We start from the raw sequence: 24,810 nt of genomic DNA, 5'->3' as shown, positions 1-24,810 counted from the left end.
GAGGGTGGCGCAGCGCGTTGCCGCTATGCGGGGCCTGCGTCTAGCGTTGCAGGGGCATGCGAGCTCCCGGCCTGGCCCTGCTGTGCGCGCTGCTGTCGCTGGTCTCCTCCGGCTGTGCCTCGGTGCAGGCGCAGCGCGCGCAGGCGCAGCAGCGAGATGCGCTGCTCGAGACGGCCCGGTACGTGTACCCGCGCCCCCCTGCGCAGGTGTGGCCCGCGGTGGAGGCGTACTTCCGCGAGCGCGGCTTCGCGCTCGACGTACAGCACGGCGACAAGCCCGAGGTGATGGCGCTGCGCACCGACTTCAAGGAGGCCACGCTGGGCGAGGGCTTCAGCGCGCGCGTGCGCTACTACGCGCAGGTGCAGCCGGACCTTCGCGGTGGCACGCACCTGCGCGTCTTCCGCCACACCGTGCTCGGCCCGCAGGTCTGGGCAGTGGTGCCCACGTCGCAGCAGTTGGTGAGCGAGGAGGAGGGCGCGGGCGAGGACGCCGAGCCCGCCACCCCGCCGCCGCCGCATCCGCTGGACCCCTCGGACAAGCGCTTCGAGCAGAACTTCTTCCGAGACCTCTCCGTGGAGCAGGCCCTGCGCGCGCGCCTGCAGGGAGGCCCTGCCGCCCTCGCGCTCACTGGCGGCCTGCCCAGCGCGGGGCCGATTGCGGCGCAGGCCGCCGTGGCGCTGGGGTCGTCGCTCCCGCCCGTGCCCGTGCCCGAAGACGTGCGCGAGACGCGCTGCGGGCCGGCCATCCCGGGCCTCGACGAGGGCTTCGACCGCGCGCTCGCGCCCGGCGGCTTCCTCGTGCTGGGCGAGGTGCACGGCACGCAGGAGGTGCCGCGCTTCGTGGGACAGGCGGTGTGCCACGCGGCGCACCTGGGCGCGCCGGTGGTGCTCGCGCTCGAGCTGCCCGTGCGCGAGCAGCGGGCGCTGGACCGCTACCTCCAGAGCGACGGGGACGAGGAGGACGTGGAGGCGCTCACCGCGGGGCCCTTCTGGCATCGCCCGGAGCAGGACGGGCGCAGCAGCCGCGCGCTGGTGGAGCTCATCGAGCGCGCGCGGACGCTGGGGCGCCAGGGACTGCGGGTGGCGGTGCTCTCCTTCGACGTGGAGGGGCTGCAGGGCAGCGCCCACGACGCGGCGATGGCCCAGCGGCTGCTCGCAGCGCGCAAGCAGCAGCCGCGCGCGAGCTTCATCGTGCTCACCGGCAACGTGCACGCGAGCAACGAGCGCGGCGTGCCGTGGGACCGGGACTTCGTGCCCATGGGCTGGCACCTCTCGCGCGCGGGCGTCCCCTTCCACTCCTACGACGTGCTCTACCGCCACGGCAGCGCGTGGGACTGCCGGCTCGGTCCCAGGGCCGCGCTCGCGTGCGGGGCGCACCCCACGCAGGGCGGCACACGCACCTCGTCGGAGGGCGGGGTGGTGCACACGGTGAAGCTTGACGCGGGGCAGGACTCGCGCCCCGGGGTGCACGAGGATGGAGAGCGGCAGGTGCTGACGAGCGCCGCGGGCCCCGGGGTGCGACTGCAGGAGCGCTACCAGCGCGCGCTGCAGCGCTACGGCCCGGAGCGCTTCTTCGTCCTGCCCATGGCGCCGGACCGCTACCCGCGCGGCTTCGACGGCTACTTCTACGTGGGCCAGGTGCACGCCGCGCCGCCCGCGGCGGGGAAGGTGGCGGCCACCGCCGCGCCCTGAGCGCTAGAGGGCGAAGCTCAGGCCCACCATCGCCTGGTAGCGCCCGCCGCTCGCGCCCCCGTTGCCGTCCGGCGCGCTCACGCTCTCCTGGTCGAAGAGGAACTGGTAGCTCAGGCGCGCGTCGAGCGCGAAGCGGCCGGCGCTCACCATGAGGCCTGCGCCCACGGGCACGAAGAAGTCCACGTCGTCGCGGAAGTCGGGGTTCTTGGGGCCGCGCACGTCGGTGAGGCTCACGCCCCCGCCGGCGAGCGCATAGGGCCGCACGCCGTGCAGCCAGGGGCCGAGCGTGGCGGCGAGGTGCAGCCCGTGGTGCACGATGTCGTAGCCCTTCACGAGCCCGCCGTCGTTGAGGGTGCTGTCCACCTGGTGCAGCCCGGCGACGTAGCCCACCTCCGCGCCCAGGAAGGGCAGGGGCTGCATCGAGAGCGAGACGCCTCCGGCGGGCCCCACGGTGTACGCGTTGCCCAGCTCTCCGGTGTAGACCTCGACGCCCGCGCTCAGGTTGAGCCGCAGCCCGAGGGCAGTGGGCGGCATCTGCTGCGCACCCGCGGCCGCGGCGACGAACAGCCCCAGGCCCAGCCCCAGCATCCACGCCGTCCGCATGTGCTGCCTCCTCCTCGAGCCCACGGTGGGGCGCAGGGCGCGCCCGCACAAGGGTCCTTTCGTGCGCCCCTCAGCCGAAGGGCAGCGCCCGCACGGTGGCCGTGCGCGGGCCCTCGCCCAGCTGCAGGGCGGTGCCCGGCTCCACCTCGCGCCGCACGAAGCCAAGCGCCACCCACTGGCCGAGCCGCGGCGAGTGCACCACGCTGGTGAGCCAGCCCACGCGCTTGCCCTCGCGCATGAGGTCGCTGCCGGCGGGGGCCGGCGCGTCCCCGAGGAGGAAGCCCGCGAGGGTGCGGTTCATGTGGCCGCGGAAGGTGGCGCGGGCGATGACCTCCTGCCCGATGTAGCAACCCTTGTTGTACGAGATGGCGTGCTGGAGGTTCGCCTCGAGCGGGATGGTGGTCTCCACCAGGTCCTGGCCGAAGCGCGGCGTGCCCGCCTCCACCCGCAAGAGCTCCAGCGCCTCGTAGCCCAGGGGCCTGGCGCCGACGGCCGTGAGGGCTGCCCACACCGGCTCCAGGCCCTCGCGCGGGCAGAGCAGGTCCACCTGGGGGACGCCGAAGCCCCCGGTGGCCGGAGGCCCCACCAGCAGGAGCTGAACACCCGCGACGGTGGCGGGGCGGCTGGTGCCGGGCGAGGGCAGGGGGCCCTCCGTCAGGCCGCCGAGCAGCCCGGGGGCCTGGGGGCCGAGCAGCCGCAGCAGCCCCAGCTGGGCCGTCGCGTCGTGCAGCTCGGCGTCCTCGCTGATGAGGTACTTCTCCAGGAACTCGCGCACGCGGGCGCCCGCGCCCGGCTCCACGTCCAGGAGCAGGTCCTCCTCGCGGCGCACCAGGCGCGCGTCCGCCACCATGCTGCCCTTCACCGTGACGAGCGTGGCGTAGGCGGTGGCGAGGGGGGCGAGCCCCTTCACGTCCTGGGTGACCATGCCGTGCAGGAAGCTGGCGCGGTCCTCCCCGGTGAGGCGCACCCACTCGCGGTAGGACGCGTCGTGCACGGCCACGGCCTCGCGGGCGGCGCGGTACTCGGCTTCGGGCCCACCTGGGGCGCCGTAAGACGCCACCAGCTCCCGGCCTCCCACCTCCGAGAAGCGGGCCTGGGCCTTCTCGTGAACAAAATGCAGGCTCAGCGGTTCCATGCCGGTCGCTATATAGAGCCCCCACGGCATTTGCCACGGAGCAAGCACGCATGCGTCAGAAGGCCCAAACCCAGTCGCCCGTTCCCACCCGCGCCGCCACGGCGCTGCTCGTGCTGGGGCTCGCCGAGACGGCCCTCGCGGTGTTCCAGTGGATGCAGCTGCTCACGCTGCGCTCCGGCGGCGCCACGGTGTGTGGCGTGTCCGAGCACGTGAACTGCGAGACGGTGTGGAACTCGCCCTTCGCCTCGGCCGTGCACCACGTGCTGGGGATGCCGGTGGCGGGGCTGGGGCTGGTGTGGGGCCTCACCGCGAGCGCGCTCGCGGCGCTCTACCTCGTCTGGGCGCGCAAGCGGCAGGCGGTGCGCCCGGCGGTGAACGGGCTGCGCCTCACGGCGGCTGCGGGCGTGGTGGGGACGCTGGTGTTCGCGGTGGCGAGCGCGAACGCGGGCGCGCTGTGCCCCACCTGCCTCGGCACCTACGTGCTGGTGCTCGCGTTCGCGGCGGTGGCCCTCAAGGGGCTGCCCGGTCCGCTCGCGCCGCTCGCGGGCGAGTGGGGCAAGGCGCTGGGCTGGAGCGGCGGCATCGCGCTCGCGGCGTTCCTCGCGCTGCTGGGGCCGGGGCTCGCCACGCCGAGCGCGAGCGCGGAAGGGGCGGGGTCGCTGCTCCCCGCGCAGGCGCAGCAGGGGCCGGCCGCCCCGGGCTCGCTCGAGGAGTACATCGACGAGCTCGGCCCGCGCGAGAAGCAGTTCATGGCCACCGCGCTCGCGGCCTACCGCGCCTCCAAGCCGCAGGCGGCCTTCGCCCCCGCGCGCCGGCTCTACGGCCCGAAGGAGGCGCCGGTGAAGATGGTCGAGTGGACGGACAGCCGCTGCCCGCACTGCAAGGCGCTGGTGGAGGCGGTGGCGGAGCTCAAGCGCCGCGCGCCCCCGGGCAGCTTCTCGCTCGAGGCGCGCCAGTTCCCGCTCGACTCGGCGTGCAACCCGAAGATGCCGCCGCGGGCCACCGATGGCACCAACGTGCGCTGCCTCGCGGCCAAGGCGCAGATCTGCCTGGAGGGCGCGGAGGACTTCTGGTCCCTGCGCGAGCGCCTCTTCGCGAACCAGGTGGGGCTCACGCCGGAGAGCGTGGTGGAGATCGCCTCGGCGGGCTCGGTGCCGCGCGCCCAGCTGCAGGCCTGCATGGACAGCGCCGACACGCAGGCGAAGCTGCAGCAGGACATCGACTACGCCATGAAGCACGACCTGAAGGGCACCCCGCTGGTCGTGGTGAACGGCCGCGAGGCGATGGCCTTCCCGCCCTTCCTCTACGCGCTGATCATGACCGGCGGTAACCCGGACGCGCCCGCCTTCGCGCGGCTGCCCGCGGCGCCGGCCCCCGAGGCACACGAAGGCCACGAGCACTGAGCGGAGGCCTCTGCCGTGTCGAAGAAGGACAAGACGCTGCCGCCGCCGCCCGCGGCCCCCTTCCACAACCCCTTCGCGCAGCTTGCCGGCGCGCGCGAGGGGCTGCCGCCCGGGCCGCCTCCGCGCGAGGCCGCGCCCCCTCTTGAGCCGAAGGGCCCCGCGCGCGCCGTGGTGCGCATGGAGCGCAAGGGGCGCGGGGGCAAGGAGGTGACGGTGGTGGAGGGGCTGGGCTTGCGCGACGCGGAGCTGGAGGTCTGGCTCAAGGCGCTCAAGGGGAGCCTGGGCTGCGGCGGCACCCGCGAGGAGGACGCGCTGGTGCTGCAGGGCGACCAGCGCGAGCGGCTGCCGGGCCTCCTGAGCGCGCGCGGCGTGCGCAAGGTGACGGTGGGCTAGCGCCGGCGGGCGGGGCCCCGCGCCCTTGCCCCCGCCTGCCCCGCCGCCGCCCGGCCTTGCGGGGAAACCCGTACCCGACGCGCGCTGTGGCCGGTGGGGCCGGGGGCTACCCTTTCCCCTCAGGAGGGCTCCATGGCCGAGGCGCACGACGCAGAGGCGCAGCTTCCCGCGGTGCTCATCGTGAACGCGAGCGAGGATGCGCTCGCGCTGATGGGGCAGCTGCTCGAAGGAGAGGGCTTTCGCACCTGGGGGGTGCGCGCGTGGGAGCTGCAGCACGGGCGGGTGAAGCCGCGCGCGCTCCTGCAGCTCGTGCGCCCGGAGGTGGTGGTCTACGACATCAGCGTGCCCTTCGACGTGAGCTGGGCGTACTACGCGAGCTTCCGCGCGCTGCCCGAGATGCGGGGCGTGCCGGTGGTGCTCACGACGACCAACCGCAAGGGGGCGGAGGCGCTCACCGGGCCCGGAGTGCTCGAGCTGCTGCTCAAGCCCTACGACATCGCCCAGCTGGTGGAACGGGTGCGCCGGGCGCTCGAGGAGCGCCGGCGCACGGAAGCAGAGGACGCGGGCGCGCCGCACTGAAGCGCGCCCGCCGGCCCCGGGGGACTACAGCGCGGCGATGACCGCGTCGGTGAACTCGCGGGTGGTGGCGCCGCCGCCGAGGTCGCCGGTGCGCACCTTGCCCTCGCCGTACACCTTCTGCAGCGCGAGCTCGATCTTCTTCGCCTCGTCGCGCAGGTCCAGCCACTCGAGCATCATCACCGCGCTCATCAGCAGCGCGGTGGGGTTGGCGATGCCCTTGCCGGCGATGTCCGGGGCGGTGCCGTGCACGGCCTCGAACACGGCGGTGCGCTCGCCGATGTTGGCGCCCGGCACGAGGCCGAGGCCGCCCACCAGGCCCGCGCACAGGTCCGAGAGGATGTCGCCGTAGAGGTTCTCGGTGACGAGCACGTCGAAGCGGTTGGGGTTCTTCACCAGCTGCATGCAGAGGTTGTCGACGATGACCTCCTCGTACTGCAGCTCGGGGTACTCGCGCGCCACCTTGCGGCAGCAGTCGAGGAAGAGGCCGTCCGAGAGCTTCATGATGTTGGCCTTGTGCACGGCCGACACCTTCTTGCGCCCCATCTTCTTCGCGTGGTCGAAGGCGAAGCGGGCGATGCGGGTGCTCGCCTTCTCGGTGATGATCTTCAGGCTCTCCACCACGCCCGGCACGATGATGTGCTCGAGGCCGGCGTAGAGGCTCTCGGTGTTCTCGCGCACCACGATGAGGTCCACCTCCTCGTAGCGGGTCTTCACGCTGGGCACGCTCTTGACGGGGCGCAGGCTCGCGTAGAGGTCCAGGCGCTTGCGCAGGCCCACGTTGGCGCTGGCCATGCCGCCGCCCACCACGGTGCCGGTGGGGCCCTTGAGGGCGACGTTGCTGCGCAGGACGGCCTCCACCGTCTCGTGCGGGAGGTTGGTGCCGTACTTGGCGACCACCTCGGTGCCGGCGTCCTTGTACTCGAACTCGAGCGGGGCCTTGGTCGCCTCGAGGACGCGGACGGTGGCGGCCATCACCTCGGGGCCGATGCCGTCGCCATTGATGATCGTGACAGTGCGCGTAGAAGCCATGGTGGCCGAGTCTTTAGCGCCAAGCGCCCCGAGGGGAGAAGCCCGAAAGCGCGCCCGGGTGCCCGCCTGCTCCCCAGCGCGCAGCAGCGCGGGTTAACGGGGCCATCACCCCGCAGATGTGGGTGTGCGGCTCAGTGCGTGATGGGCGGCGTGGAGGGGGGCGGAGGCGGCGGCCCCACCCGGCGGGGGCCCCCCTGGCGGCGCGGCTTTCGCACGGCGTAGGGGCGCACCAGGGTGCTGAGCAGGGCGCGCCGGGGGCCGCGGGGCCGCGTGCGCAGCTCTCCCAGCGGCGCGCGCCCGAGGAAGGAGTTGGCGAACAAGAAAGTCGCCAGGGCGCACAGGAAGGTCACCGTGGCCATCACGAACCAGCCGGGCACCGGCCCGATGTGGGCGCGCGCGACGAAGTCCTGGAAGTGCTCGGGCGGGGCGGGGTGGGTGTACACCTTCACGAACCAGGCGAGCAGCAGCACGAGGAAGATGGGGCCGTAGGCGCGGTTGAGCCGGGTGCTGATGGCGCTGAAGAGGCTGAGCGTGATCTGCGGGCGCTCCAGCTCGATGGCCAGCTCGCGCATCGCGTCCGGGTCCACCGGCTCGTGCCGCAGCTTCGGGGCCCAGAAGCCGTCCTCGAGCAGGCGGGTGCGGCGGTTCCACAGGTCGTAGTAGCGGTAGCGGCGCGCCTCGATGAGCAGGAAGGTGACCACCATCCAGAGCCCCACGAGCAGGATGGCGTGGGGGCTCGCGGGGCTCGCGAAGCCGAAGGAGATGACGGCCGCGGTGGTGGTGATGGCCCAGTTGGTGGTGGTGTCCAGGCGCGTGCGCCAGCGGTCCGCGCGCCCCAGCTCGCCGCGGTACAGCTGCACCATGGTCTGATCCGAGAGGCGCTCCGCGCCCCGCTCGCTCAGCTCGTTCTGTCCGCGGCCGCTGGACCCCATTCCCACGCGGGAAGGTGAGGCCTCGCGCGCCCCGGGGCAACGGCGCCCGCCAGGCGGTGGACACACGGGGAGAGGGGAGGGTGGCCGGGCAGGCGGCGCGTGGCCACCGTGTGGGGCACCCGTGGCGAACCTCGATCCCATCGCGGCCCTGGCCGACATGCTGGAGAGTGAACACGAGCGCGTGGTGCGCCTGTGGAGCAAGCGCCTGCGCGCCGAGACCTACGAGGTGGACCTGCCGGGGCGCGACCTGCGCGCGCCGCTCGCCCGGCTCATCGACGAGCTCGTCCGCCTGCTCAGGGACCGGGGGGACGACGCGCTGCGCCTGTGGCCCGAGGTGGTGCGCAACCACGGCGCGCGCCGCTACGACCAGCGCTTCGAGGCCGAGGATCTCGCGCGCGAGTTCAAGGCGCTGCAGGAGGTGCTGCTGCGCGTGTACGCGCGCTACAGCGGCGGGCTCGAGCCGGAGGTGGCCGAGCTCATCGCGAACCTGGTGGGCGAGGCGCACGCGAGCGCGCAGGCCTCCTTCAGCCGCGTGCTGCGCACCGAGGAGGTGCGCTTCCGCGAGGCGGCCGTGATGGAGAGCGTGCTCAACCACGTGGAGGTGGGCATCCTGCTCGCCGAGACGGACGGCACCGTGTCCTTCGTGACGCCCCCCGTGAGCCGGCTGCTCGGGGTGCCCCTGCGCATGGTGGTGGGCAGCCGCGACTCGGGCCTCCTGGGCGCGCTGCTCACCCAGCTGCAGGCAAAGCACTACCCGGGCAACGAGCCCTTCAAGGTCCAGGACCTGCCCTACCAGCGCGCCCTCAAGGAGCGCCGCCCGGTGCGCACCGTGAAGATGCGCGTGCAGCGGCCCGGCGCGGGCGAGGCGATCCTGGAGTTGAGTGCGACGCCGCTGTGGGAGGAGGGCGGCTCGGGGGAGCTGGTGGGCGCCATCCAGACGGTGAGCGACCGCACCGAGGCCGCCGCGAAGACGGCCGCGCTCGTCACCGCGCACGACGAGCTGCGCCGCCTGCAGGGGCGCCTGCTGCAGCGCACGCGCACGCAGGCACTGGGGCAATTGGCCGGCGGCGCCGCGCACGCGCTCAACAACTTCCTCAACGTGCTGCGCCTGCGCATCACGCTCTTGCGCCGCGAGTTCAAGCCGGAGCACCTGGACGCGCTCGACCGCACCGTGGGCAACATCGGCGACCTCATCAGCCGGCTGCAGGAGTTCAGCGTGCAGCGCACCGAGGAGAGCCTCACCGACGCCGAGCTGGACGGCGTGGTGCGCGAGGCACTCGAGCTCGCGCGCTCCGAGCTGGAGAACCGCGAGCACCCGGTGGAGCTGGACGTGCGGCTCTCGGCGCACAGCGCCAAGGTGCACGTGGACGCGGGCTTCCTGCGCGAGCTGGTGGTGAACCTGCTCTTCGCCGCGAGAGATCGCATGCCGCAGGGCGGGCGCCTCATGCTCTCCAGCCGCACCGAGGAGAACAGCTGGCTCACCCTGCGCATCCAGGACATGGGGCCGCCGTACTCCGTGGACGCGCTCGCGCAGCTCTTCGACCCGCTCAACCGCGCCTCGAGTACGCCGCACGTCTCGCTGCTGCTCGCCGTGGCGCGCCACCAGGTCCAACGCTGGGGCGGCGAGCTCACGGTGGAGAACGTGAAGCCCGAGGAGGGCGTGAAGGACGCGAAGGGCGCCGCCTTCGTGGTGCGCCTGCCGCGCGCGCTCGAGGTGGGGCGCGAGCAGCAGCCCGCCGCCGCGCGCACGCCCGTCCCGCGCCGCTTCCAGCTCACCCGCAAGGTGCTGGTGGTGGACGACGACGCGGACAACGCCCGGATGATGGCCGAGGTGCTGGGCGAGGAGGGCTACAACGTCCACGTGGCCCCGAGCGGCGACGTGGCGCTGAAGATGTGGGAGATGCAGCGCTACGACGCGGCGCTGCTGGACGCGCTGATGCCGGACATGAGCGGCTGGGAGGTGGCGCGCGAGCTGCGCAAGAGAAGTCCCCAGGTGCTGCTCGCCATCGTCACCGGCATGGACGTGCGCGGGCAGAACCGCGCGAACCTCGCGCTGGTGGACGCGGTGTTCCGCAAGCCCATCGACGTGGGCGCGCTGGACGAGTTCCTCGGCCAGTCCGGCGCGCACGCGCTCGCGGACCCGGGGGGCGCGGGGGACACGCCTCCGCCGCCCACGCACGCCTCGTGAGAGAGGGCCTCCGGGCTACTCCGGCTCGTGGCAGACGGCCTCGATGTTGTGGCCGTCCGGATCGAGCACGAAAGCGCCGTAGTAGTGGGCGTGGTACTGCGGTCGCAAGCCCGGTGCGCCGTTGTCCCGTCCGCCCGCCGCGAGGGCCGCGGCGTGGAACGCGTCCACTGCGGCGCGAGAGCTCACTCGAAAAGCCACGTGGATCGGAGGCTTGATCGCCTCTCCCTGGCGGATCCAGAAGTCCGAGCCGTCCTCGTGGCAGAAGCCTGCGCTCTCTCCCTGAGTGCCATGCGCGGCCGGCAGTTCGACGAGCCGCGAGTGGCCGGTCGGGGCGAGCGCTTTGAGGTAGAAGGCTTTGCTCTTCGCGTAGTCGCTGACGACGACGCTCAGGTGGTCGATCACGGGAGCTCCTCGGGATAGGCGTGGGGCTGTGGGTGCGGCGCCTACTCTGGCTGCCACTCTAGATGCCTGCTCGCCTGCTTGAATGCACGTGCTCTCAGGCCGTCCATTCGGCCAGGGGCACGCCTTCCGCTATCCTGCGCGCTCCCCCACGTCCCCTGTCCCCACGGGAGCTGCACCCCATGAAGCGAATCGTCCTCGGAATCCTGGTGTCCTCGATGCTGCTGGGCGCGTGCACCGCGCACGAGAAGAGCGGCGACCGCGCCGCGGCGGTGGGGGACTGGAAGAGCGCGTACATGAGCTACCGCGCCGCGCTCGGGGACGAGCCCACGCCGGAGCTGCAGAAGAAGTTCGCCGAGGCGCGCGACCACGCGATGGCCGACACCCAGAAGCGCGCCCAGGCCTGCGCCCAGGTGAACGACTGGAACTGCGCGCTCCAGGAGGCGGACTTCGCCCTGCAGATCGACGGCGGCAACGCCGAGCTCGCCTCCTTCCGCGCCAACGCCGCGAACCAGGTGGCCCTCTCGCACCTGGAGGCCGCGGATGCGGCGACCGCGCGCGGCCAGTTCCCCGAGGCGGTGGCCTCGGTGCAGCGCGCCCTGCAGCTCTCCTCCTCTCCCGAGGTGAAGGCGCGCGCCGAGGCCGTGCGCCAGGCCTTCGTCCAGCGCGGCCACGAGCGCGTGGAGGGCTACCGCCGCGAGGGCAACCTGCAGGCCGCCGCGAACCTCGCGAGCCTCGTCGCCGCGCAGGACGGCGGCTCGGCTGCGTGGGCCAACGGCATCCAGCAGGAGTACGCCCAGTTCACGCAGGCCGAGTACGAGCGCCTCGCGCGCGACGGCGACGCCGCCCGCCACGCCCACGACTGGCGCGCGGCCGAAGACCGCTACCAGGCGGCGCTCGCGATGCACGGCGGTGGCCGCGCGGAGGCGGCGCTCGAGTACGTGCGGCGCGTGGGCCAGGCCGAGGAGCGGGTGCAGAACCGCGACTGGGCGGGCGCCGCGCAGGGCTTCCGTCAGGCGCTCACCACCGGCCAGGACGACGGCTACGCGCGCGACCAGCTCGAGCGCGTGGAGCCGCGCCCCTACCGCGTGCAGGTGCGCTCGGTGCTCGTGTCCCCGGTGCGCCCGGACGGCGACGCGTGGGTGGGCACCTCCTCGCCGCTCTTCCTGCGCCTGGCGAACCGCATCGTGCAGCAGGCGGACAAGCGCGGCAGCATGGGGCTCGTCGAGGACCTCGCCATGAGCCTGCCCGCCGAGAACCGCCCCAACGTGCGCATCGAGACGCAGCTGCCCGAGGGCGCGCTGCTCACCACGGGGACCCAGAACGGCGTGCTCGCCTCGTATGACGCGGAGATGGTGCTCGTGACCAACGGCTTCGACGAGCGGCGCATCACCTTCCGCGTGCTCGCGGACGGGCCGCAGGGCTCGCAGACCATCGGCACCGTGGACGTTCCGGTGAAGGAGCTCGCGGGTCGTGCCGAGGTCACCCTGCAGGGCCGCTCGATTCTCGCGCTGCGCCTCGGCACCGCCGCGGCGGACGGGCGCCAGCCGGGCTCGTACGTGGGGATGACCCCGGTGCAGCAGGGCGGCGGCATGGCGGGTGGTCCGCAGCAACCGGGCAACGGCGGACATGGGCCGCAGCGCCCCGAGCGTCCCGTGAGCCCGCCGGCTCACGCGACCATGCCGACGCCGTAGCGTGTGGTTTCGCCGCCGGCGCACGTGCTTGCGCCGGCGGCTCATCCCTCACCCCGATCCTCTCCCAGGGAGAGAGGCAGGACGCGGTCAGCGCAGCAGGGAGCGCGCGGTGGGCTCGAGTTGCAGCGTCTGGAGGGGCTTCGCGAGCCGCGGCTGCAGCGCAGGGAGGACTCGCTTGCTCCAGGACTCGGAGTGGGCGAGCCGCTCCTGGAAGGCGCGGTAGGCCTCGAGGCTCTCGAAGCGGCACAGCCACACCAGCGCGTGCTCGCCCTCGCGCACGGGCAGCGCGGGGAAGGTGTTCTTCGCGTACTCCGTCTGCAGGGCGGCCACCGGCGCGGCCCCCGCAGCCCTCAGCGCCGGTACCACCTGCTGCGCGTAGAGCTGCGTGAGCTCCGCGTCCACCGGCTGCTTCAGGAGCAGCACGGTGGCCACGACGAGGGAGGCGGGGCGCTCGCGCGTGCCCACCGGCGGGCGCGGAGTGGGCGGGAGGGAGAAGGCCGTGTCCTCCTTCAGCGGGCGCAGCAGCAGCACGTCCGAGGAGTCCTGCATCGTCGCGTTGGCCTCGCTGCGGTGCGCCTTCCACACCGGCCCGCCGTAGAAGGCCTTCAGCGAGCGCTCGCGCGACGCCATGTCCGGGAAGCCGCGCAGCCACACGAAGCGCTCCGGGCGCCCGGCGTCGCGGAAGTGGCCGACGAGCCGCATCCCTTCGGCCTCCTGGCTCTCGATGAACTCGCGCTCGAAGAGCTCCACGAGCACGTCGCGCTTGCCGGGGTACAGCGTGTACTGCCGCAGCTCGAGCACCCGGCAGCAGGTGTCTGCGTGCGGGGTGGCGCCGAGGGCGGCGAGGAGTCCGAGGACGGAGAGGGCCTGCATGGGTGCCTCCAGAAGCGGGGTTCGGAGGCAGCGTGCGGGGGCAATAGGACAGAGCCGGCCCTCATTCGGACGAGCGAGCGCCGCCGCTCGAGGCGCCCCCTCCTGTACCGAAGTCTGTGTACCGGAGTGCGCTCGCCCCTGCTCGCGCAGGCGCCCACCCTGCGCCCTTCGGTCACCACCACACGGGGGAGAGCGCGCATGAGCGTGGACTTCGCAGGCATCACCGGGAAGCAGCAGAAGGTCTGGAGCCTCGGCTACGGCAGGGTGGGGAGCCTGCTCAACTGGATCGGCGAGTCGCTGGTGCGGCAGCTCGACGTGCACGCCGGCGAGCGCGTGCTCGACGTGGCCGCGGGCAACGGCAACGCGTCGCTGCCGGCGGCCCGGCGCTTCGCGGACGTGCTCGCCACCGACTACGTGCCCGAGCTGCTGGAGGAGGCGAAGCGGCGCGCCGAGGTGGATGGCCTCGCGCTGCGCACCGAGGTGGCGGATGCGCAGAAGCTGCAGTTCAAGGACGGCCAGTTCGACGTGGTGATGTCCACCATCGGCGCCATGTTCGCGCCGGACCAGGAGGCGGTGGCGCGAGAGCTCGCGCGCGTGTGCCGCCCGGGCGGGCGCATCGGGATGGCGAACTGGACGCCGGAGAGCACGGTGGGGGACATGTTCCGCGCCGTCGCGCGCCACGTGCCGCCGCCCGCTGGCGTGCAGCCCGCGGTGATGTGGGGCAACGAGGCGCGGGTGAAGGAGCTGCTCGGCCCGCACTGCCGCGAGCTTCGCCTCACCCGGCAGACCTGCCCCTGGCGCTTTCCGTCGCCGCAGGCCTGCGTGGACTACTTCCGGACCTGGTACGGCCCCACGCTCTCGGCCTTCCGCACGCTGGGGGAGGGCGCGGGGGCGCTGGAGAAGGATCTCCGCGAGGTGTTCGAGCGCAGCAACCTCGCGAAGGACGGCACGCTGGCGCTGGACGTCGCGTACCTGGAGATCGTCGGCGTGCGCGCCTGACGCGGGGTGCGCACCTTCTGCGCATGCGCGCGCTCCTCTGCCTCGGCTTGCTGGCGCTCGCCTGCGCCACGCGCCCGGATACCCGGCCGCCGCCCCTCACGGTCCACACCGTCTACGAGGGACGCCTGCCCTGCGACAACTGCAGCATCATCCTCACCCGTCTCACGCTGGAGCCGGACGGCCGCTGCCTCCTCCAGGAGGAGGACCGGCACAGCTGGGACGGCGACCGGCGCTACGAGCACCGCGGCCACTGGCGCGAGACGCACGGGGTGCCCGGAAAGCCCGAGGCCACGGTGTACCGGCTGGAGCTCGAGGGGGAGGGCGGCGTGCGCGGCTTCGTCGTGCTCCAGGGCGGGCTGAGGCTCCAGCCGTTGGACGAGAAGGGCAAGCCCGTGGAGGCCGTGCCTCCGGCGACGCTGGTGCGCGTGGAGCCCTAGCCCGCCCCTCTCCCGGGTGAGGGGGGAGCGCTTGGCAGCCGCACGACGAAGGAGGTGCTCCAGCCGGGCACGTCCTCCACCTGGATGCGGCCGCCGTGGGCCTCCACCGCGAGCCGGCAGAAGTAGAGCCCCAGGCCCCAGCCGCTGCGCGCGTTCTTCTCGTCGCTGCCCTGCGCGAACTTGTCGAAGAGGTGCTCGCGCGCGGGCGGCGGGATGGGCCGCCCGTCGTTGTGCACCGCGAGCAGCACCTCGTCGTCCCGCAGCTGCGCCTCCAGCTGCATGCGTCCACCCTTCGGGGTGTGGCGCGCGGCGTTGGCGGCGAGGTTCTCCATCACGCGGGTGAGCAGCGCGCGGTCCGCCACCACCTCGAGCGACGGAGGCACCGAGGCCTCCACCTGCAGCCCCTTCGTGCGCGCGAGCGGCGCGGCCTGGCGGCGCACCTCGTCCACCAGGCGCGCCGCGGACAGCGCCGTGCGCTTGAGGGTGAGCCGCCCCTCCTCGAGCCGGCTCACCTCGAGCAGGTCCGTCACCATGCCGGTGAGGCGGCGCGCGAGCGCCTCGCAGTCGCGCAGGGACTCGGCCCACTGCGGGCGCTCCGGGCCCACCTCCGAGGCGAGCCATTCCAAGTTGAGCAGCACCGCGGTGAGGGGGCTGCGCAGGTCGTGCACCACCAGCTCGCTCAGCGCGTCCTTCTCGCGCTGCAGGCGCTGCAGCTGCGCGTGCGCCGCCTCCACCTCCTCCACCCGCCGGTGCTCCAGCTGCCGCTCCACCTCCACCCGCGTGAGCCCCAGCGCCAGCGAGCGCACGCGCAGCGCGCCGAACTGGCTCACCGAGGCGATGAGGAAGAGCACCACGCCTGCGACCAGCTGCGCGCCCAGGCCCACGCCCGCCTCGCGCATCAGCGCCACCTGCGCGAGCGTGCCCAGCGCCGCGGTGAGCAGCGTGACGCGCAGCGAGAGCGTCAGGCCGCTGAGCACCACCAGCAGGCCGAACAGCCCCAGGCTGAAGCCCGCCACGCCCGCGGGAAAGGGGCTCACCGGCAGCGCCTCGTGCTGCACCCAGAAGACGAGCACCACGTCCAGGAGCGACTGCACCAGCGCGCGCACCGCCACGCCGCGGCGCTCGCGCAGCAGGAAGAGCGCGAGCGCGCTCGCGAAGTAGAGCGCGAGCGGCAGCACGTAGGGCTTCCAGTCCTCGCCCCCCAGCAGCCACAGCGCGCTCACCAGCGGCAGGAGCAGCGCCGCGCCCACCAGCCGCACGCGCGCACCCATCGCGACCGCGCGCTGGCGCTGCTGCTGCAGCGCTGCGTCCAGCAGGTCCGGCAACAGGGGCTCGGCGGTGGGCATGCCCCCCAAGGTCTATGCCAGGTGTGCGCCTTGCGCCAATCCGGCGCCCGCGCCCGCTGCGGGCGGCGGGCGGCGGGCGAGGTTGCGGTGGACAGCGCCCGGCGAAGGCGGCAGCGTCGCCTGTCGCTGCGTTTCCACCGCTCCGGAGGTCCCCTGCCTTGATCCTCTCCGCCCTCGCCGCGCTCGCCCTCACGGCGGCGCACCCGTACTCCATCCAGGACCAGCTCGCGATGCGCCGCGTCTCGAGCCCCACCGTCTCGCCGGACGGCAAGCGCGTGGCCTTCGTGCTGCGCACCACCGACTTCGCCGCGAACAAGGGCCGCACCGACGTCTGGGTGGTCAACGCGGACGGCAGCGGCCTGCGCCAGCTCACCCGCCACGAGGCCAACGACGACCAGCCCGTCTGGGGCCCGGACAGCCAGAGCCTCTACTTCCTCTCCACCCGCTCGGGCTCCAACCAGGTGTACCGCGCGAGCCTCGCCGGCGGGGAGGAGGCGCAGGTGACGAAGCTGCCCCTGGACGTGGGCGCCTTCGCCCTCAGCCGCGACGGCAAGCAGCTCGCGGTGGCCCTGGAGGTGTTCCCCGACTGCCCCACGCTGCAGTGCACGACGGAGCGGCTCAGCGCGCAGGAGAAGGACAAGAGCTCGGGCCGGCTCTACGAGCACCTGCTCTACCGGCACTGGGACACCTGGTCCAACGGCACCCGCTCGCACCTCTTCGTGCTCCCTGCCTCCGGCACCGGCACCCCTCGCGACCTGATGCCCGGCATGGACGCGGACGCGCCCACCAAGCCCTTCGGCGGCAGCGAGGAGTTCACCTTCACCCCGGACGGCACCGGCGTGGTCTTCACCGCGCGCGACGCGGGCCGCACCGAGGCGTGGAGCACGGACCTGGACCTCTTCGTCGCGTCGACCACGGCCGCTGCGGCCAAGGCCGCCGCTCCGCGCAAGCTCACGGTGCAGAACCGCGCCACCGACACGAGCCCCTCCTTCAGCCCGGACGGCAAGACGCTCGCGTACCTGGCGATGGAGCGCCCCATGTACGAGAGCGACCGGCTGCGCGTGGTGCTGCGGAGCTGGCCGGACGGCAAGGAGCGCGTGCTCACCCAGAAGTGGGACCGCAGCGCGGGCGCCCTCTCCTGGAGCGCGGACGGCAAGACGCTGTTCACCACCGCGGACGACGTGGGCAACCACCCGGCCTTCGCGCTGGACGTGGCCACGGGCGAGGCGCGCCGCCTCGTGAAGGACGGCCACGCCGGTGACCCGCAGCCGCTCGCGGACGGGCGCGTGCTCTTCGCGCTCGACAGCCTCGCGGCCCCCGCGGACCTCTGGAGCGTGGGCGCGGACGGCGGCGAGCCGCGCCAGCTGACGAAGATGAACGCGGAGGCGCTCGCGGACATCCGCTTCGGCGAGTACGAGCAGTTCAGCTTCCCCGGCTGGAACGGCGAGACCGTGCACGGCTACGTGGTGAAGCCGGTGGGCTTCGACCCGAAGAAGAAGTACCCCGTCGCCTTCCTCATCCACGGCGGGCCGCAGGGCTCCTTCGGCAGCAGCTTCAGCTACCGCTGGAACCCCCAGTTCTACGCGGGCGCCGGCTACGCCGCGGTGATGGTCGACTTCCACGGCTCCACCGGCTACGGCCAGGCCTTCACGGACGCCATCCGCGACGACTGGGGCGGCAAGCCGCTCGAGGACCTGCAGAAGGGCCTGGACGCCGCGCTCAAGCGCTACGCGTTCCTCGACGAGAGCCGCATGTGCGCGCTGGGCGCGAGCTACGGCGGCTACATGATCAACTGGATCGCCGGCAACTGGAGCGACCGCTTCAAGTGCCTCGTGAACCACGACGGCATCTTCGACACCCGCATCGGCTACTACGACACCGAGGAGACCTGGTTCCCCGAGTGGGAGCACGGCGGCACGCCGTGGGAGCACCCCCAGGCCTTCGAGAAGCACAACCCGGTGAACTTCGTGAAGAACTGGAAGACGCCGATGATGGTGGTGCAGGGCGGCAAGGACTACCGCGTGGTGGAGACCCAGGGCATCTCCACCTTCACCGCGCTGCAGCGCAAGGGCATCCCCAGCCAGCTGCTCTACTTCCCGGACGAGAACCACTGGGTGCTCAAGACGGCCAACAGCCGCAAGTGGCACGAGACGGTGCTCGCGTGGATCGACCGCTGGACGAAGGGGGGCGGCAAGCCCGCGGCCAAGGGGTCCAGTACGCCGCAGTGACGCTGGGCGTCATGCAACTGAGTGTCGATTAGTCTGCGGGGCCCACGCGTGCTGCGTCGGGCCCCGCTGATTTTGGGGTCAAAGTACGCGCCGCCCCGCAGGTCGGCGCGAAGGTGTGCAGCAGGTTGCCGGTGTGGGGCTCACTCAACGCAGTGCCTGAGCCGGAGGCCTCCCCATGCCGCGTCTTGCGAAGTCCCTGTTCCCCGCGTTCGTCCTGCTGTGCGTCTCCCTGAGCCTCCTTGGTGCGACCGAGGCCTCGGCGACGAACTACACGCTGTGGATCCACGGCCGCAACGGCGGCACCACCCAGCCCGGCAACTACGCGGACTTCAGCTACTGGGGCCCCGCGTCCTCTGCCACCGGCGTGAACCCGCGCGCGGTGAACTGGGTGGGCAGCCAGCACGTGGGCAGCGAGAACGGCCGCATCCGCGATGCGCTCGACTGCTTCTGCACGGGGAGCAACTGGTGCTACGTGGCGGTGCACTCGGCGGGCGACCTGCAGATCGGCTACGCGCTGAGCCTGTACGGCACGAGCCAGCGCTACAAGAAGAACGCGGTGCCCAACAGCGCGGGCCAGTGCGGCAACACGGATGGCACCACCCAGACCGGGTGGAACATCAAGTGGGTGGACGTGGCGAGCGGCGCGGGCGGCGGCAGCGAGCTCGCGGACGACGGTGACTGGCTCCTGAGCGAGCCGCTGGTGAGCGACCTCGTCACCACCACGGCGCGCGCGCTCTACAACCACAACGTCACCGGCGGGCGCTGGTTCTACATGTTCGCGGGCGCCAAGGGCACGCTGTACTCCGGCATCCTCCCGGGCCAGGACGACGAGGTGGTCGCGTACCACTCCACCGGCGGCGTCTCGGGCAGCAGCGGCGGGAGCTACTGCAACCCGAGCGACTGGTTCTGCAACGACCTCACGCTGGGCACCAACGCGTGCGAGGGCGGCCGCGCGAAGTGGAGCTACCACACGGTGGACTTCCGCGACGACGGCGAGAGCTACAACCACTACGCGAACGGCAACTGGGGCGGCATCGTCTCCAAGGTGCGCGCGGACGTGGCGAGCTACGCGTACTGAGACGAGCTCTCTCCGGGAGCGGGTCGAGGTGAGGGTTTCACGGACGCCGGGTTGCTCCTCGCAGATGCAACCCGGTGGCGCTCGGCACCCTCACCCTCGTTCCCTCTACGGCGCCACCTTCAGCACGAGCTTGCCGCGCCCGTGGCCCGAGTCGAGGCGGCGGTGGGCCTCGGCCACCTGGTTGAGTGACAGCACCTGCTCCACCAGCGGCTTCACGCCGCCCTTCTCGATGAGCTGGGTCATCTCCTCCAGCCGCTCGCGCTCGCGCAGCAGGAACACGCCGTGCAGCGTCTGGTTCTTCTGGTACAGGAGGCTCAGGTCTCCCTGCACGCCGAGAATCGTCGCGAGCCTTCCCGAGGTCCGCGTGGCGCGCAGGCTCGGCAGGATGTTCACGCCCGCGGTGTCGAACACCGCGTCCACCCCCGTGCCGTCCGTCTCGCGCAGCGCCACCTCCGCCGGGTCCTCCTTGCGGTAGTCGATGGCCACGTGCGCGCCCAGGCGGCGCAGCGTCTCCTGGTTCTCCGTCCCCGCGGTGGCGAGCACGCGCGCGCCCACCGCGCGCGCCATCTGCACCGCGAAGCTGCCCACGCCGCCGGCGCCGCCGTGGATGAGGATGGTCTCTCCCTGATGAAGCTGGATGCGCCGGGCGAGCGCCTCCCACGCCGTGCCCCCCGCGAGCGGCACGGCCGCCGCCTCCTCGTGCGAGAGGTTCATCGGCTTGGGCGCGACGATGCTCGCGTTCACCAGGTTCAGCTCCGCGTAGCTGCCCCAGGGGTTGCCGAAGATCTCCGGCGTGTAGAACACCGCGTCGCCCACGTGGAAGTCCGTGACGCCGGGGCCCACCGCCTCCACCGTGCCCGACACGTCGTAGCCGATGACCGCGGGCAGCTTCAGCCCCGCCCAGCTCCCGTCCTGCCGCAGCTTCGCATCCACCGGGTTGGTGCCGCTCGCGCGCACCCGCACGAGCAGCTGGTAGGGACCGGGCGGAGGGATCTTCACCTCCCGCTCCTCGAAGACCTCGGGACCGCCGAAGCGGGGGATGACCATGGCGCGCATGGACGACCGTTAAGCCTGCGCGGGCGCGGCGGCAAGCGGGCCAGGGGGAGGCGACCAGGCCTGAACCTTTTGTGCGAAGCGGCTGCACGCCGAGCCGCCGGGCGCTAGAACCCTGCACACCATGCGGATCCTCCACACCATGCTGCGAGTGGGCGACCTCGAGCGCTCCCTGGACTTCTACACGCGCATCCTCGGGATGCGCCTGCTGCGCCGCCACGAGTACCCGGAGGGGCGCTTCACGCTCGCCTTCGTGGGCTTCGGCCCCGAGGACACCCACACCGCCATCGAGCTCACCCACAACTGGGACACGAAGGCGTACGAGCTGGGCAACGCCTACGGCCACATCGCGCTCGGCGTGCAGGACATCTACGCCACCTGCGAGCGGCTGCGCGCCGCGGGTGGCCGCATCGTGCGCGAGCCGGGGCCGATGAAGCACGGCACCACCGTCATCGCCTTCGTCGAGGACCCGGACGGCTACCGCGTCGAGCTCATCGAGCAGAAGGCCGCGCCGCGCGCCTGAAGTCTTCCCCGCCGTTCTCGAGAACCCGGAGAGTCTCCATGCCGTCGATGTCCCTGCCGCTTGCCCTGTCGCTGCTCGTGAGCGCCGCCCCTGCCCAGCCGGCCAAGACCGCCGAGAAGGGCTCCGAGAAGAGCTCCAAGACGGACCCCGCCTCCGAGCAGCAGGCGTGGCACGAGGAGCGGGTGCGCCGCCTCACCGCCGAGGACGGCTGGCTCAGCCTGGTGGGCCTGCACTGGCTGAAGGAGGGCGACAGCCGCGTGGGCTCGGCGCCCGACAGCGACATCCCGCTGCCCCCCAGCGCGCCCCCGCTGGTGGGAACGCTCACCCGCCACGGCACGAGCCTCAGCTTCACCCCTGCGAAGGGCGTGAGCGTGAGCGCGAAGGACCAGCCCTTCACGGGCGGCGCGCTGCACTCGGACGCGGCCGGTGAGCCGGACGTGCTCGAGGTGGGCACCATCCAGTTCCACGTCATCTCGCGCCAGGGAAAGCTCGGCCTGCGCGTGCGCGACACGGCCTCGCCCGCGCGCCGTGAGTTCAAGGGCATCCCGCTCTTCCCCTACGACCCGGCCTGGCGCGTCGAGGCGCGGCTCGAGCCGGGGCGGGGGCAGAAGTCCGTCGCCGTGCCCAACGTGCTCGGCGCGGTGGAGGACATGCCCTCGCCGGGCACGCTCGTCTTCCGCTTCCAGGGCAAGGAGTACCACCTGACGCCGGTGATCGAGCCGGGCGACGACCAGCTCTTCATCATCTTCGCGGACCAGACCAACCGCACCGACACCTACGCTCCCGGGCGCTTCCTCTACGCGCCGCTGCCGAAGAACGGGAAGACGGTGCTCGACTTCAACCGCGCCACGAACCCGCCCTGCGCGTTCACCTCCTTCGCCACCTGCCCGCTGCCCCCGCGCGACAACCGCCTCGCGGTGCGCGTGGAGGCCGGCGAGAAGCGCGCGGGCACGCACTGAGGCGCAGGGGCCGATGAACCTCGAGGCCGTCCGCCGCAAGGTGGAGGCGGGGGAGCGGCTCTCCCCGGCGGAGCTCGCGCTGCTCGAGGCGGCGGCGGCGCGCGAGGGCGGGCCCACGCTGCGGCTCGCGCTCGCCCACGCGCGCATCGATGCCGGCGCCGAGCTCGAGGCGCTGCGGCTGCTCGAGGCGCTCGTGCGCGACTTCCCGCGCGAGCTGCAGGTGCACCTGGGCCACGCGCGGGCCCTGCTCGCGCTCGAGCGCTACCGCGAGGGGGAGGCCGCGCTGCAGAGGGCGCTCGCGCTCGCTCCCGAGGACCCCGAGGCCCTCAAGGTGCTTGCCGTGCTCGCGCTGCGCCGCGGGGAGCGGGCGCGCGCGGCAGAACTCGTGGCACGCGTGCTCCGCGCGGACCCGCTGGATGAGGAGGCGCGGCTGCTCGAGGCGGAGCTGGCAGGAACGCCAGGCGAATCGTGCGAGGCGGGAGGCACGACGGAATCGGTCGTGGCGCGCGGGGAGAGCGTGCGTTCGGGCACGCGGGCTCCGAGCGAGGCCGCTGCAGGGCGAGACATGTCGGCGGCCAGTCGGGCGAGCTTCGTGGATGCGCTCATCGGAGCGCTGCGGGGGCAAGGTGCCCTCCACCGCGTGGAGGGAGAGCAGCTCTGGGTGCAGCCGCGCCAGGGGCCTCTGTCACGTGTGGACCTTGCCTCGCTGCACGCAGGCTTCGTCGCGAGTGGTGAGGCGCTGGAGGGGCATGTCTCGGCGCTTGCCGCAAGGCTGCGCGAAGGAGGAGGCGAGGCCTCCGCGGACGAGCTGCTCGCGCAGGTGCTGCCGGTGCTGCGGCCCGACGGATTCGTCACGCGCGCGTTCGGCAGCCTCCATCGCGAGGGCCCGGCGGGGCTGCGCGTCTTCTACGTCCTCCAAGACCCGGAGCTCGTGCGCTACGTGCCGCGCGAGGCCTGGGGCCTTGCGCCCGAGACCGTGGATGCGGCCGCGTGGCGGAACCTCGAGGCGCGTCCCGCCGCGCTGCGGCCGGTGCAGCGCGATGAGCAGGGCGGCGTGGCGCTGGCGTCAGAGACAACGGGGCTGTGGGCCGTGGCGGCTGGAGATGGCAGCGACGCTGCGCGGTTGCTCACCCACGAGCTGCAGGCGCGTCTCGCGCTGCAGGTGGGGGAGGACGCGCTGTGGGCCTTCCTCGGCTGGCGCGAGCTGGCGGTGCTGTCGCGCACGCGCGAGGGGCTTGATGGACTGCAGGGCTCTGGCGACGGAATCGCCGGGCGCTTCGTGCTCGAGCGCGGTGGGTTGCGCCGGGGCGCGTGAGCTTCGCCCGGCACCCTCACCCCGGCCCTCTCCCAGGGGGAGAGGGAGGACGCGGTCAGCAGCAGCCTCCGGCCTCGCGGGCGTCGACGCTCGTGCGGACGAGCGTGAGCCGCCGGGGCTGAGGCACCGCTTCGAGACGACGCACCTTCGCTGCGGACGCTGGCGCCTCGAGCGCACCTGTCTCGCGCTCGGCCTCGACACTGGCCGCACCCATGTAGCCCTGCAGGAACAGCAAGTCCTTGTACGTGCTCATCGCTGACTCCCCGCGCTCCACTCGCCCGGGACGAAGCGCCCCTGGCCGTTGAGCTGGGCTCAAGGTAAGGAGGTGCCTTCAGAGGCAAAAGCGAGAGTTTTGCAACCCAGGGTTGAGCTTTCTTCAAGGCAGGTCACCCCATGAGCCGGCCACCCCTCAATGCCCTCCAGGGCTTCGTCGCCGCCGCCCGCCGCGGAAACCTCTCGCGCGCGGCCGAGTCGCTGCACCTCACGGTGAGCGCGCTGAGCCACCAGATCCGCGGCCTCGAGGAGCACCTTGGCCAGCGCCTCTTCACGCGCCAGGCGCGCGGCGTGGAGCTGACCCCCGACGGACGCCAGTTGCTCGAGCGCGTGGACGTGCACCTGGACGCGCTGGAGCAGGCGCTGCGCCCCTACCGCGCCCGGCGCGACGAGGTGCTCACGCTCACCCTGATGCCCTCCTTCGCCTCCAGCTGGCTGGTGCCGCGGCTCCCTGCGTTCCTCGCGGCGCACCCGCAGCTGGAGATCAACCTGCAGTCCACCACGGACCTCGTGGACTTCGAGCGCGATACCTCCGTGGATGCGGGCCTGCGCTTCGGGCGCGGGCAGTGGCCGGGCCTGCAGGCCGTGCACCTCTTCGACGACTGGGTCACCCCCTCCGCGAGCCCCGCGCTCCTCGAGCGGCTCGGGCGGCCCACGCTGCGCACCCTCTCGCGCTTTCCCCTGCTGGGGGCAGCGGGCGGCACCTGGAACGAGTGGTTCGCCGCACACGGCGGCACGCCACCGCCGCGCTACGTGGCGAACTTCGACGACTCGGAGACCCTGCACCGCGCCGCCGCAGAGGGGCTCGGCGTGGCGCTGGGCCGCCTCACGCTGATGCGCCCGCTGGTGGAGTCAGGCCGGCTCGTGCGCCTCTTCCCCGAGCGGCTGCGCTCCGAGTACGCGCACTACCTCGTCTTCCCGCCACGCTCGCAGTCGCACGCGGGGCTCGCGGCCTTCCGCACCTGGGTGCTCGCCGAGGCGCAGCGCTACGTGCAGGAGGACCTGCGCCCCAGCTACCCCGCGCCGCCCGCATCCGGCAGGCGCTCCACGAAGCGCACCTCGCGGTAGCCGAGCGAGAGCAGCAGCCCCCGCAGCGAGCGCTCCGCCGAGCCGCGCGCCCGCTCGCGCAACCGCGCGTCCTGGGACACCTCCTGTTCGAACGCCGCGCGCGCATGCTCGAGCAGCTGCGCCGTCTCCGCCGTGTCCAGGTTGGAGCCGATGACCTCGGTCTCCGCCGGCTTGAGCTGCACCTGCACCTTGAGCGGCGGCAGCTTCACGTCCACCCGCGTGCCCTCCACGTGCAGCGAGCGCGCGTCGAAGGCGCCGAAGTCGTAGCCCAGCTGCGCGTCCGCGAAGACCAGCACCTTGCCGCGCGGCGGATTCACCGAGTAGCGGCCCCAGGTGAGCACGTCGCGCCACAGCGAGCCCGGCGGCGGCGGCTCCGGCGTGAAGTCCACCTTCTTGTAGAGCGAGACCTCGAGCGTCTCGAGCCGCGCCACCTCGCGCATCTGCTCCACCACCGTGGGGCCGTCCGGGAGCCGCTGCGGCGCGGGTCTCAGCGCGAGCCAGGCGATGAGCGCTCCGGCTCCCAGCCCCAGCAGCACGAGCAGCAGGCGCGAGAGGGCGCGGGGCGGGGTGGGAGAGGGCGTCATGGCCCTGCAGTGTACTGCGTCCGCGACG

At 72.9% G+C, this 24,810-nt stretch carries 24 protein-coding genes; 14 read left to right on the top strand and 10 right to left on the bottom strand.

Annotation, left to right across the window (positions count from 1 at the left end):
- Positions 1–56: 56 nt before the first annotated feature.
- Positions 57–1,691 carry a hypothetical protein gene (locus FGE12_RS08630; RefSeq protein WP_153865906.1) on the top strand — a complete coding sequence of 545 codons (1,635 nt, stop codon included), beginning with the start codon at positions 57–59 and terminating at the stop codon, positions 1,689–1,691.
- 3 nt (positions 1,692–1,694) lie between these two features.
- Here FGE12_RS08630 and FGE12_RS08625 read toward each other — a convergent pair whose 3' ends face one another.
- Both FGE12_RS08625 and FGE12_RS08620 read right to left on the bottom strand, forming a co-directional pair.
- Positions 1,695–2,294 carry an outer membrane beta-barrel protein gene (locus tag FGE12_RS08625; RefSeq protein ID WP_153865905.1) on the bottom strand — a complete coding sequence of 200 codons (600 nt, stop codon included), beginning with the start codon at positions 2,292–2,294 and terminating at the stop codon, positions 1,695–1,697.
- Positions 2,295–2,364: 70 nt separating this feature from the next.
- Positions 2,365–3,429 (bottom strand): folate-binding protein YgfZ, encoded by a 1,065-nt coding sequence (locus FGE12_RS08620; protein ID WP_153865904.1) that lies wholly within the window; start codon positions 3,427–3,429, stop codon positions 2,365–2,367.
- A gap of 50 nt (positions 3,430–3,479) precedes the next feature.
- Here FGE12_RS08620 and FGE12_RS08615 point away from each other — a divergent pair, with 50 nt between their 5' ends.
- The 3 genes from FGE12_RS08615 to FGE12_RS08605 all read left to right on the top strand — a co-directional run bounded on the left by FGE12_RS08615 (position 3,480) and on the right by FGE12_RS08605 (position 5,804).
- Positions 3,480–4,832 carry a thioredoxin domain-containing protein gene (locus FGE12_RS08615; protein ID WP_153865903.1) on the top strand — a complete coding sequence of 451 codons (1,353 nt, stop codon included), beginning with the start codon at positions 3,480–3,482 and terminating at the stop codon, positions 4,830–4,832.
- Between the two features lie 15 nt (positions 4,833–4,847).
- Positions 4,848–5,225 (top strand): translation initiation factor, encoded by a 378-nt coding sequence (locus tag FGE12_RS08610; RefSeq protein ID WP_194797706.1) that lies wholly within the window; start codon positions 4,848–4,850, stop codon positions 5,223–5,225.
- Between the two features lie 132 nt (positions 5,226–5,357).
- Positions 5,358–5,804: a two-component system response regulator gene (locus FGE12_RS08605; protein ID WP_153865902.1), complete on the top strand. Its 447-nt coding sequence runs from the start codon at positions 5,358–5,360 to the stop codon at positions 5,802–5,804.
- A 24-nt stretch (positions 5,805–5,828) separates the two neighbouring features.
- On the opposite strand, the gene FGE12_RS08600 is transcribed toward FGE12_RS08605, so the two are convergent.
- Positions 5,829–6,833, bottom strand: coding sequence for an isocitrate dehydrogenase (NAD(+)) (locus FGE12_RS08600; protein WP_153865901.1), 1,005 nt, complete (start codon positions 6,831–6,833; stop codon positions 5,829–5,831).
- Positions 6,834–6,964: 131 nt separating this feature from the next.
- Positions 6,965–7,765 (bottom strand): DUF2270 domain-containing protein, encoded by an 801-nt coding sequence (locus FGE12_RS08595; RefSeq protein WP_153865965.1) that lies wholly within the window; start codon positions 7,763–7,765, stop codon positions 6,965–6,967.
- Positions 7,766–7,922: 157 nt separating this feature from the next.
- On the opposite strand from FGE12_RS08595, the gene FGE12_RS08590 reads away from it, so the two are divergent.
- On the top strand, positions 7,923–9,953 hold the full coding sequence (locus tag FGE12_RS08590; RefSeq protein WP_153865964.1) for a response regulator: 2,031 nt from the start codon (positions 7,923–7,925) through the stop codon (positions 9,951–9,953).
- A gap of 15 nt (positions 9,954–9,968) precedes the next feature.
- Here FGE12_RS08590 and FGE12_RS08585 read toward each other — a convergent pair whose 3' ends face one another.
- Positions 9,969–10,355, bottom strand: a complete 387-nt coding sequence (locus FGE12_RS08585) for a VOC family protein (protein WP_194797705.1) — start codon at positions 10,353–10,355, stop codon at positions 9,969–9,971.
- 179 nt (positions 10,356–10,534) lie between these two features.
- On the opposite strand from FGE12_RS08585, the gene FGE12_RS08580 reads away from it, so the two are divergent.
- Entirely contained in the window at positions 10,535–12,046 is a 1,512-nt protein-coding gene (locus FGE12_RS08580; protein ID WP_153865900.1) for a hypothetical protein, read from the top strand.
- Positions 12,047–12,133: 87 nt separating this feature from the next.
- On the opposite strand, the gene FGE12_RS08575 is transcribed toward FGE12_RS08580, so the two are convergent.
- Positions 12,134–12,919, bottom strand: a complete 786-nt coding sequence (locus FGE12_RS08575; RefSeq protein WP_153865899.1) for an NIPSNAP family protein — start codon at positions 12,917–12,919, stop codon at positions 12,134–12,136.
- Between the two features lie 198 nt (positions 12,920–13,117).
- Between FGE12_RS08575 and FGE12_RS08570 the strand changes: the two genes are divergently transcribed.
- Positions 13,118–13,918 carry a class I SAM-dependent methyltransferase gene (locus tag FGE12_RS08570; protein ID WP_153865898.1) on the top strand — a complete coding sequence of 267 codons (801 nt, stop codon included), beginning with the start codon at positions 13,118–13,120 and terminating at the stop codon, positions 13,916–13,918.
- A 23-nt stretch (positions 13,919–13,941) separates the two neighbouring features.
- Positions 13,942–14,355 (top strand): copper resistance protein NlpE N-terminal domain-containing protein, encoded by a 414-nt coding sequence (locus FGE12_RS08565; RefSeq protein WP_153865897.1) that lies wholly within the window; start codon positions 13,942–13,944, stop codon positions 14,353–14,355.
- On the opposite strand, the gene FGE12_RS08560 is transcribed toward FGE12_RS08565, so the two are convergent.
- Positions 14,352–15,701, bottom strand: coding sequence for a sensor histidine kinase KdpD (locus FGE12_RS08560; RefSeq protein ID WP_153865896.1), 1,350 nt, complete (start codon positions 15,699–15,701; stop codon positions 14,352–14,354). The genes FGE12_RS08565 and FGE12_RS08560 overlap by 4 nt on opposite strands.
- 158 nt (positions 15,702–15,859) lie before the next feature.
- On the opposite strand from FGE12_RS08560, the gene FGE12_RS08555 reads away from it, so the two are divergent.
- The gene (locus FGE12_RS08555; RefSeq protein ID WP_153865895.1) at positions 15,860–17,929 is read left to right on the top strand and encodes a S9 family peptidase; all 2,070 of its coding nucleotides are present in this window, start codon (positions 15,860–15,862) and stop codon (positions 17,927–17,929) included.
- Between the two features lie 175 nt (positions 17,930–18,104).
- The gene (locus FGE12_RS08550; protein WP_153865894.1) at positions 18,105–19,007 is read left to right on the top strand and encodes a hypothetical protein; all 903 of its coding nucleotides are present in this window, start codon (positions 18,105–18,107) and stop codon (positions 19,005–19,007) included.
- A gap of 105 nt (positions 19,008–19,112) precedes the next feature.
- On the opposite strand, the gene FGE12_RS08545 is transcribed toward FGE12_RS08550, so the two are convergent.
- Positions 19,113–20,063, bottom strand: coding sequence for a zinc-dependent alcohol dehydrogenase family protein (locus FGE12_RS08545; RefSeq protein WP_153865893.1), 951 nt, complete (start codon positions 20,061–20,063; stop codon positions 19,113–19,115).
- A 121-nt stretch (positions 20,064–20,184) separates the two neighbouring features.
- Here FGE12_RS08545 and gloA point away from each other — a divergent pair, with 121 nt between their 5' ends.
- Genes gloA through FGE12_RS08530 form a run of 3 tightly spaced genes read left to right on the top strand, consistent with a single transcriptional unit; the run spans position 20,185 to position 22,857 of the window.
- Positions 20,185–20,583: a lactoylglutathione lyase gene (gene gloA / locus FGE12_RS08540; RefSeq protein ID WP_153865892.1), complete on the top strand. Its 399-nt coding sequence runs from the start codon at positions 20,185–20,187 to the stop codon at positions 20,581–20,583.
- A gap of 38 nt (positions 20,584–20,621) precedes the next feature.
- Entirely contained in the window at positions 20,622–21,542 is a 921-nt protein-coding gene (locus FGE12_RS08535) for a DUF1684 domain-containing protein (RefSeq protein ID WP_153865891.1), read from the top strand.
- Positions 21,543–21,555: 13 nt separating this feature from the next.
- Complete coding sequence (locus FGE12_RS08530) at positions 21,556–22,857, top strand: tetratricopeptide repeat protein (RefSeq protein ID WP_153865890.1); 1,302 nt, start codon at positions 21,556–21,558, stop codon at positions 22,855–22,857.
- Between the two features lie 55 nt (positions 22,858–22,912).
- Here the strand turns inward: FGE12_RS08530 and FGE12_RS08525 are convergent, their stop codons facing one another.
- Positions 22,913–23,110 carry a hypothetical protein gene (locus FGE12_RS08525; RefSeq protein WP_153865889.1) on the bottom strand — a complete coding sequence of 66 codons (198 nt, stop codon included), beginning with the start codon at positions 23,108–23,110 and terminating at the stop codon, positions 22,913–22,915.
- A gap of 140 nt (positions 23,111–23,250) precedes the next feature.
- On the opposite strand from FGE12_RS08525, the gene FGE12_RS08520 reads away from it, so the two are divergent.
- On the top strand, positions 23,251–24,198 hold the full coding sequence (locus tag FGE12_RS08520) for a LysR substrate-binding domain-containing protein (RefSeq protein ID WP_153865888.1): 948 nt from the start codon (positions 23,251–23,253) through the stop codon (positions 24,196–24,198).
- Here FGE12_RS08520 and FGE12_RS08515 read toward each other — a convergent pair.
- On the bottom strand, positions 24,144–24,782 hold the full coding sequence (locus FGE12_RS08515) for a DUF4230 domain-containing protein (RefSeq protein ID WP_153865887.1): 639 nt from the start codon (positions 24,780–24,782) through the stop codon (positions 24,144–24,146). The two genes, FGE12_RS08520 and FGE12_RS08515, sit on opposite strands and share 55 nt — an antisense overlap.
- Positions 24,783–24,810 lie beyond the last annotated feature (28 nt).

The sequence above is a fragment of the Aggregicoccus sp. 17bor-14 genome, assembly GCF_009659535.1.
Classification (GTDB): Bacteria; Myxococcota; Myxococcia; order Myxococcales; family Myxococcaceae; genus Aggregicoccus.
Note: the sequence above shows the minus strand (reverse complement) of the source record. Positions and strands in the feature narration are given on the sequence as shown.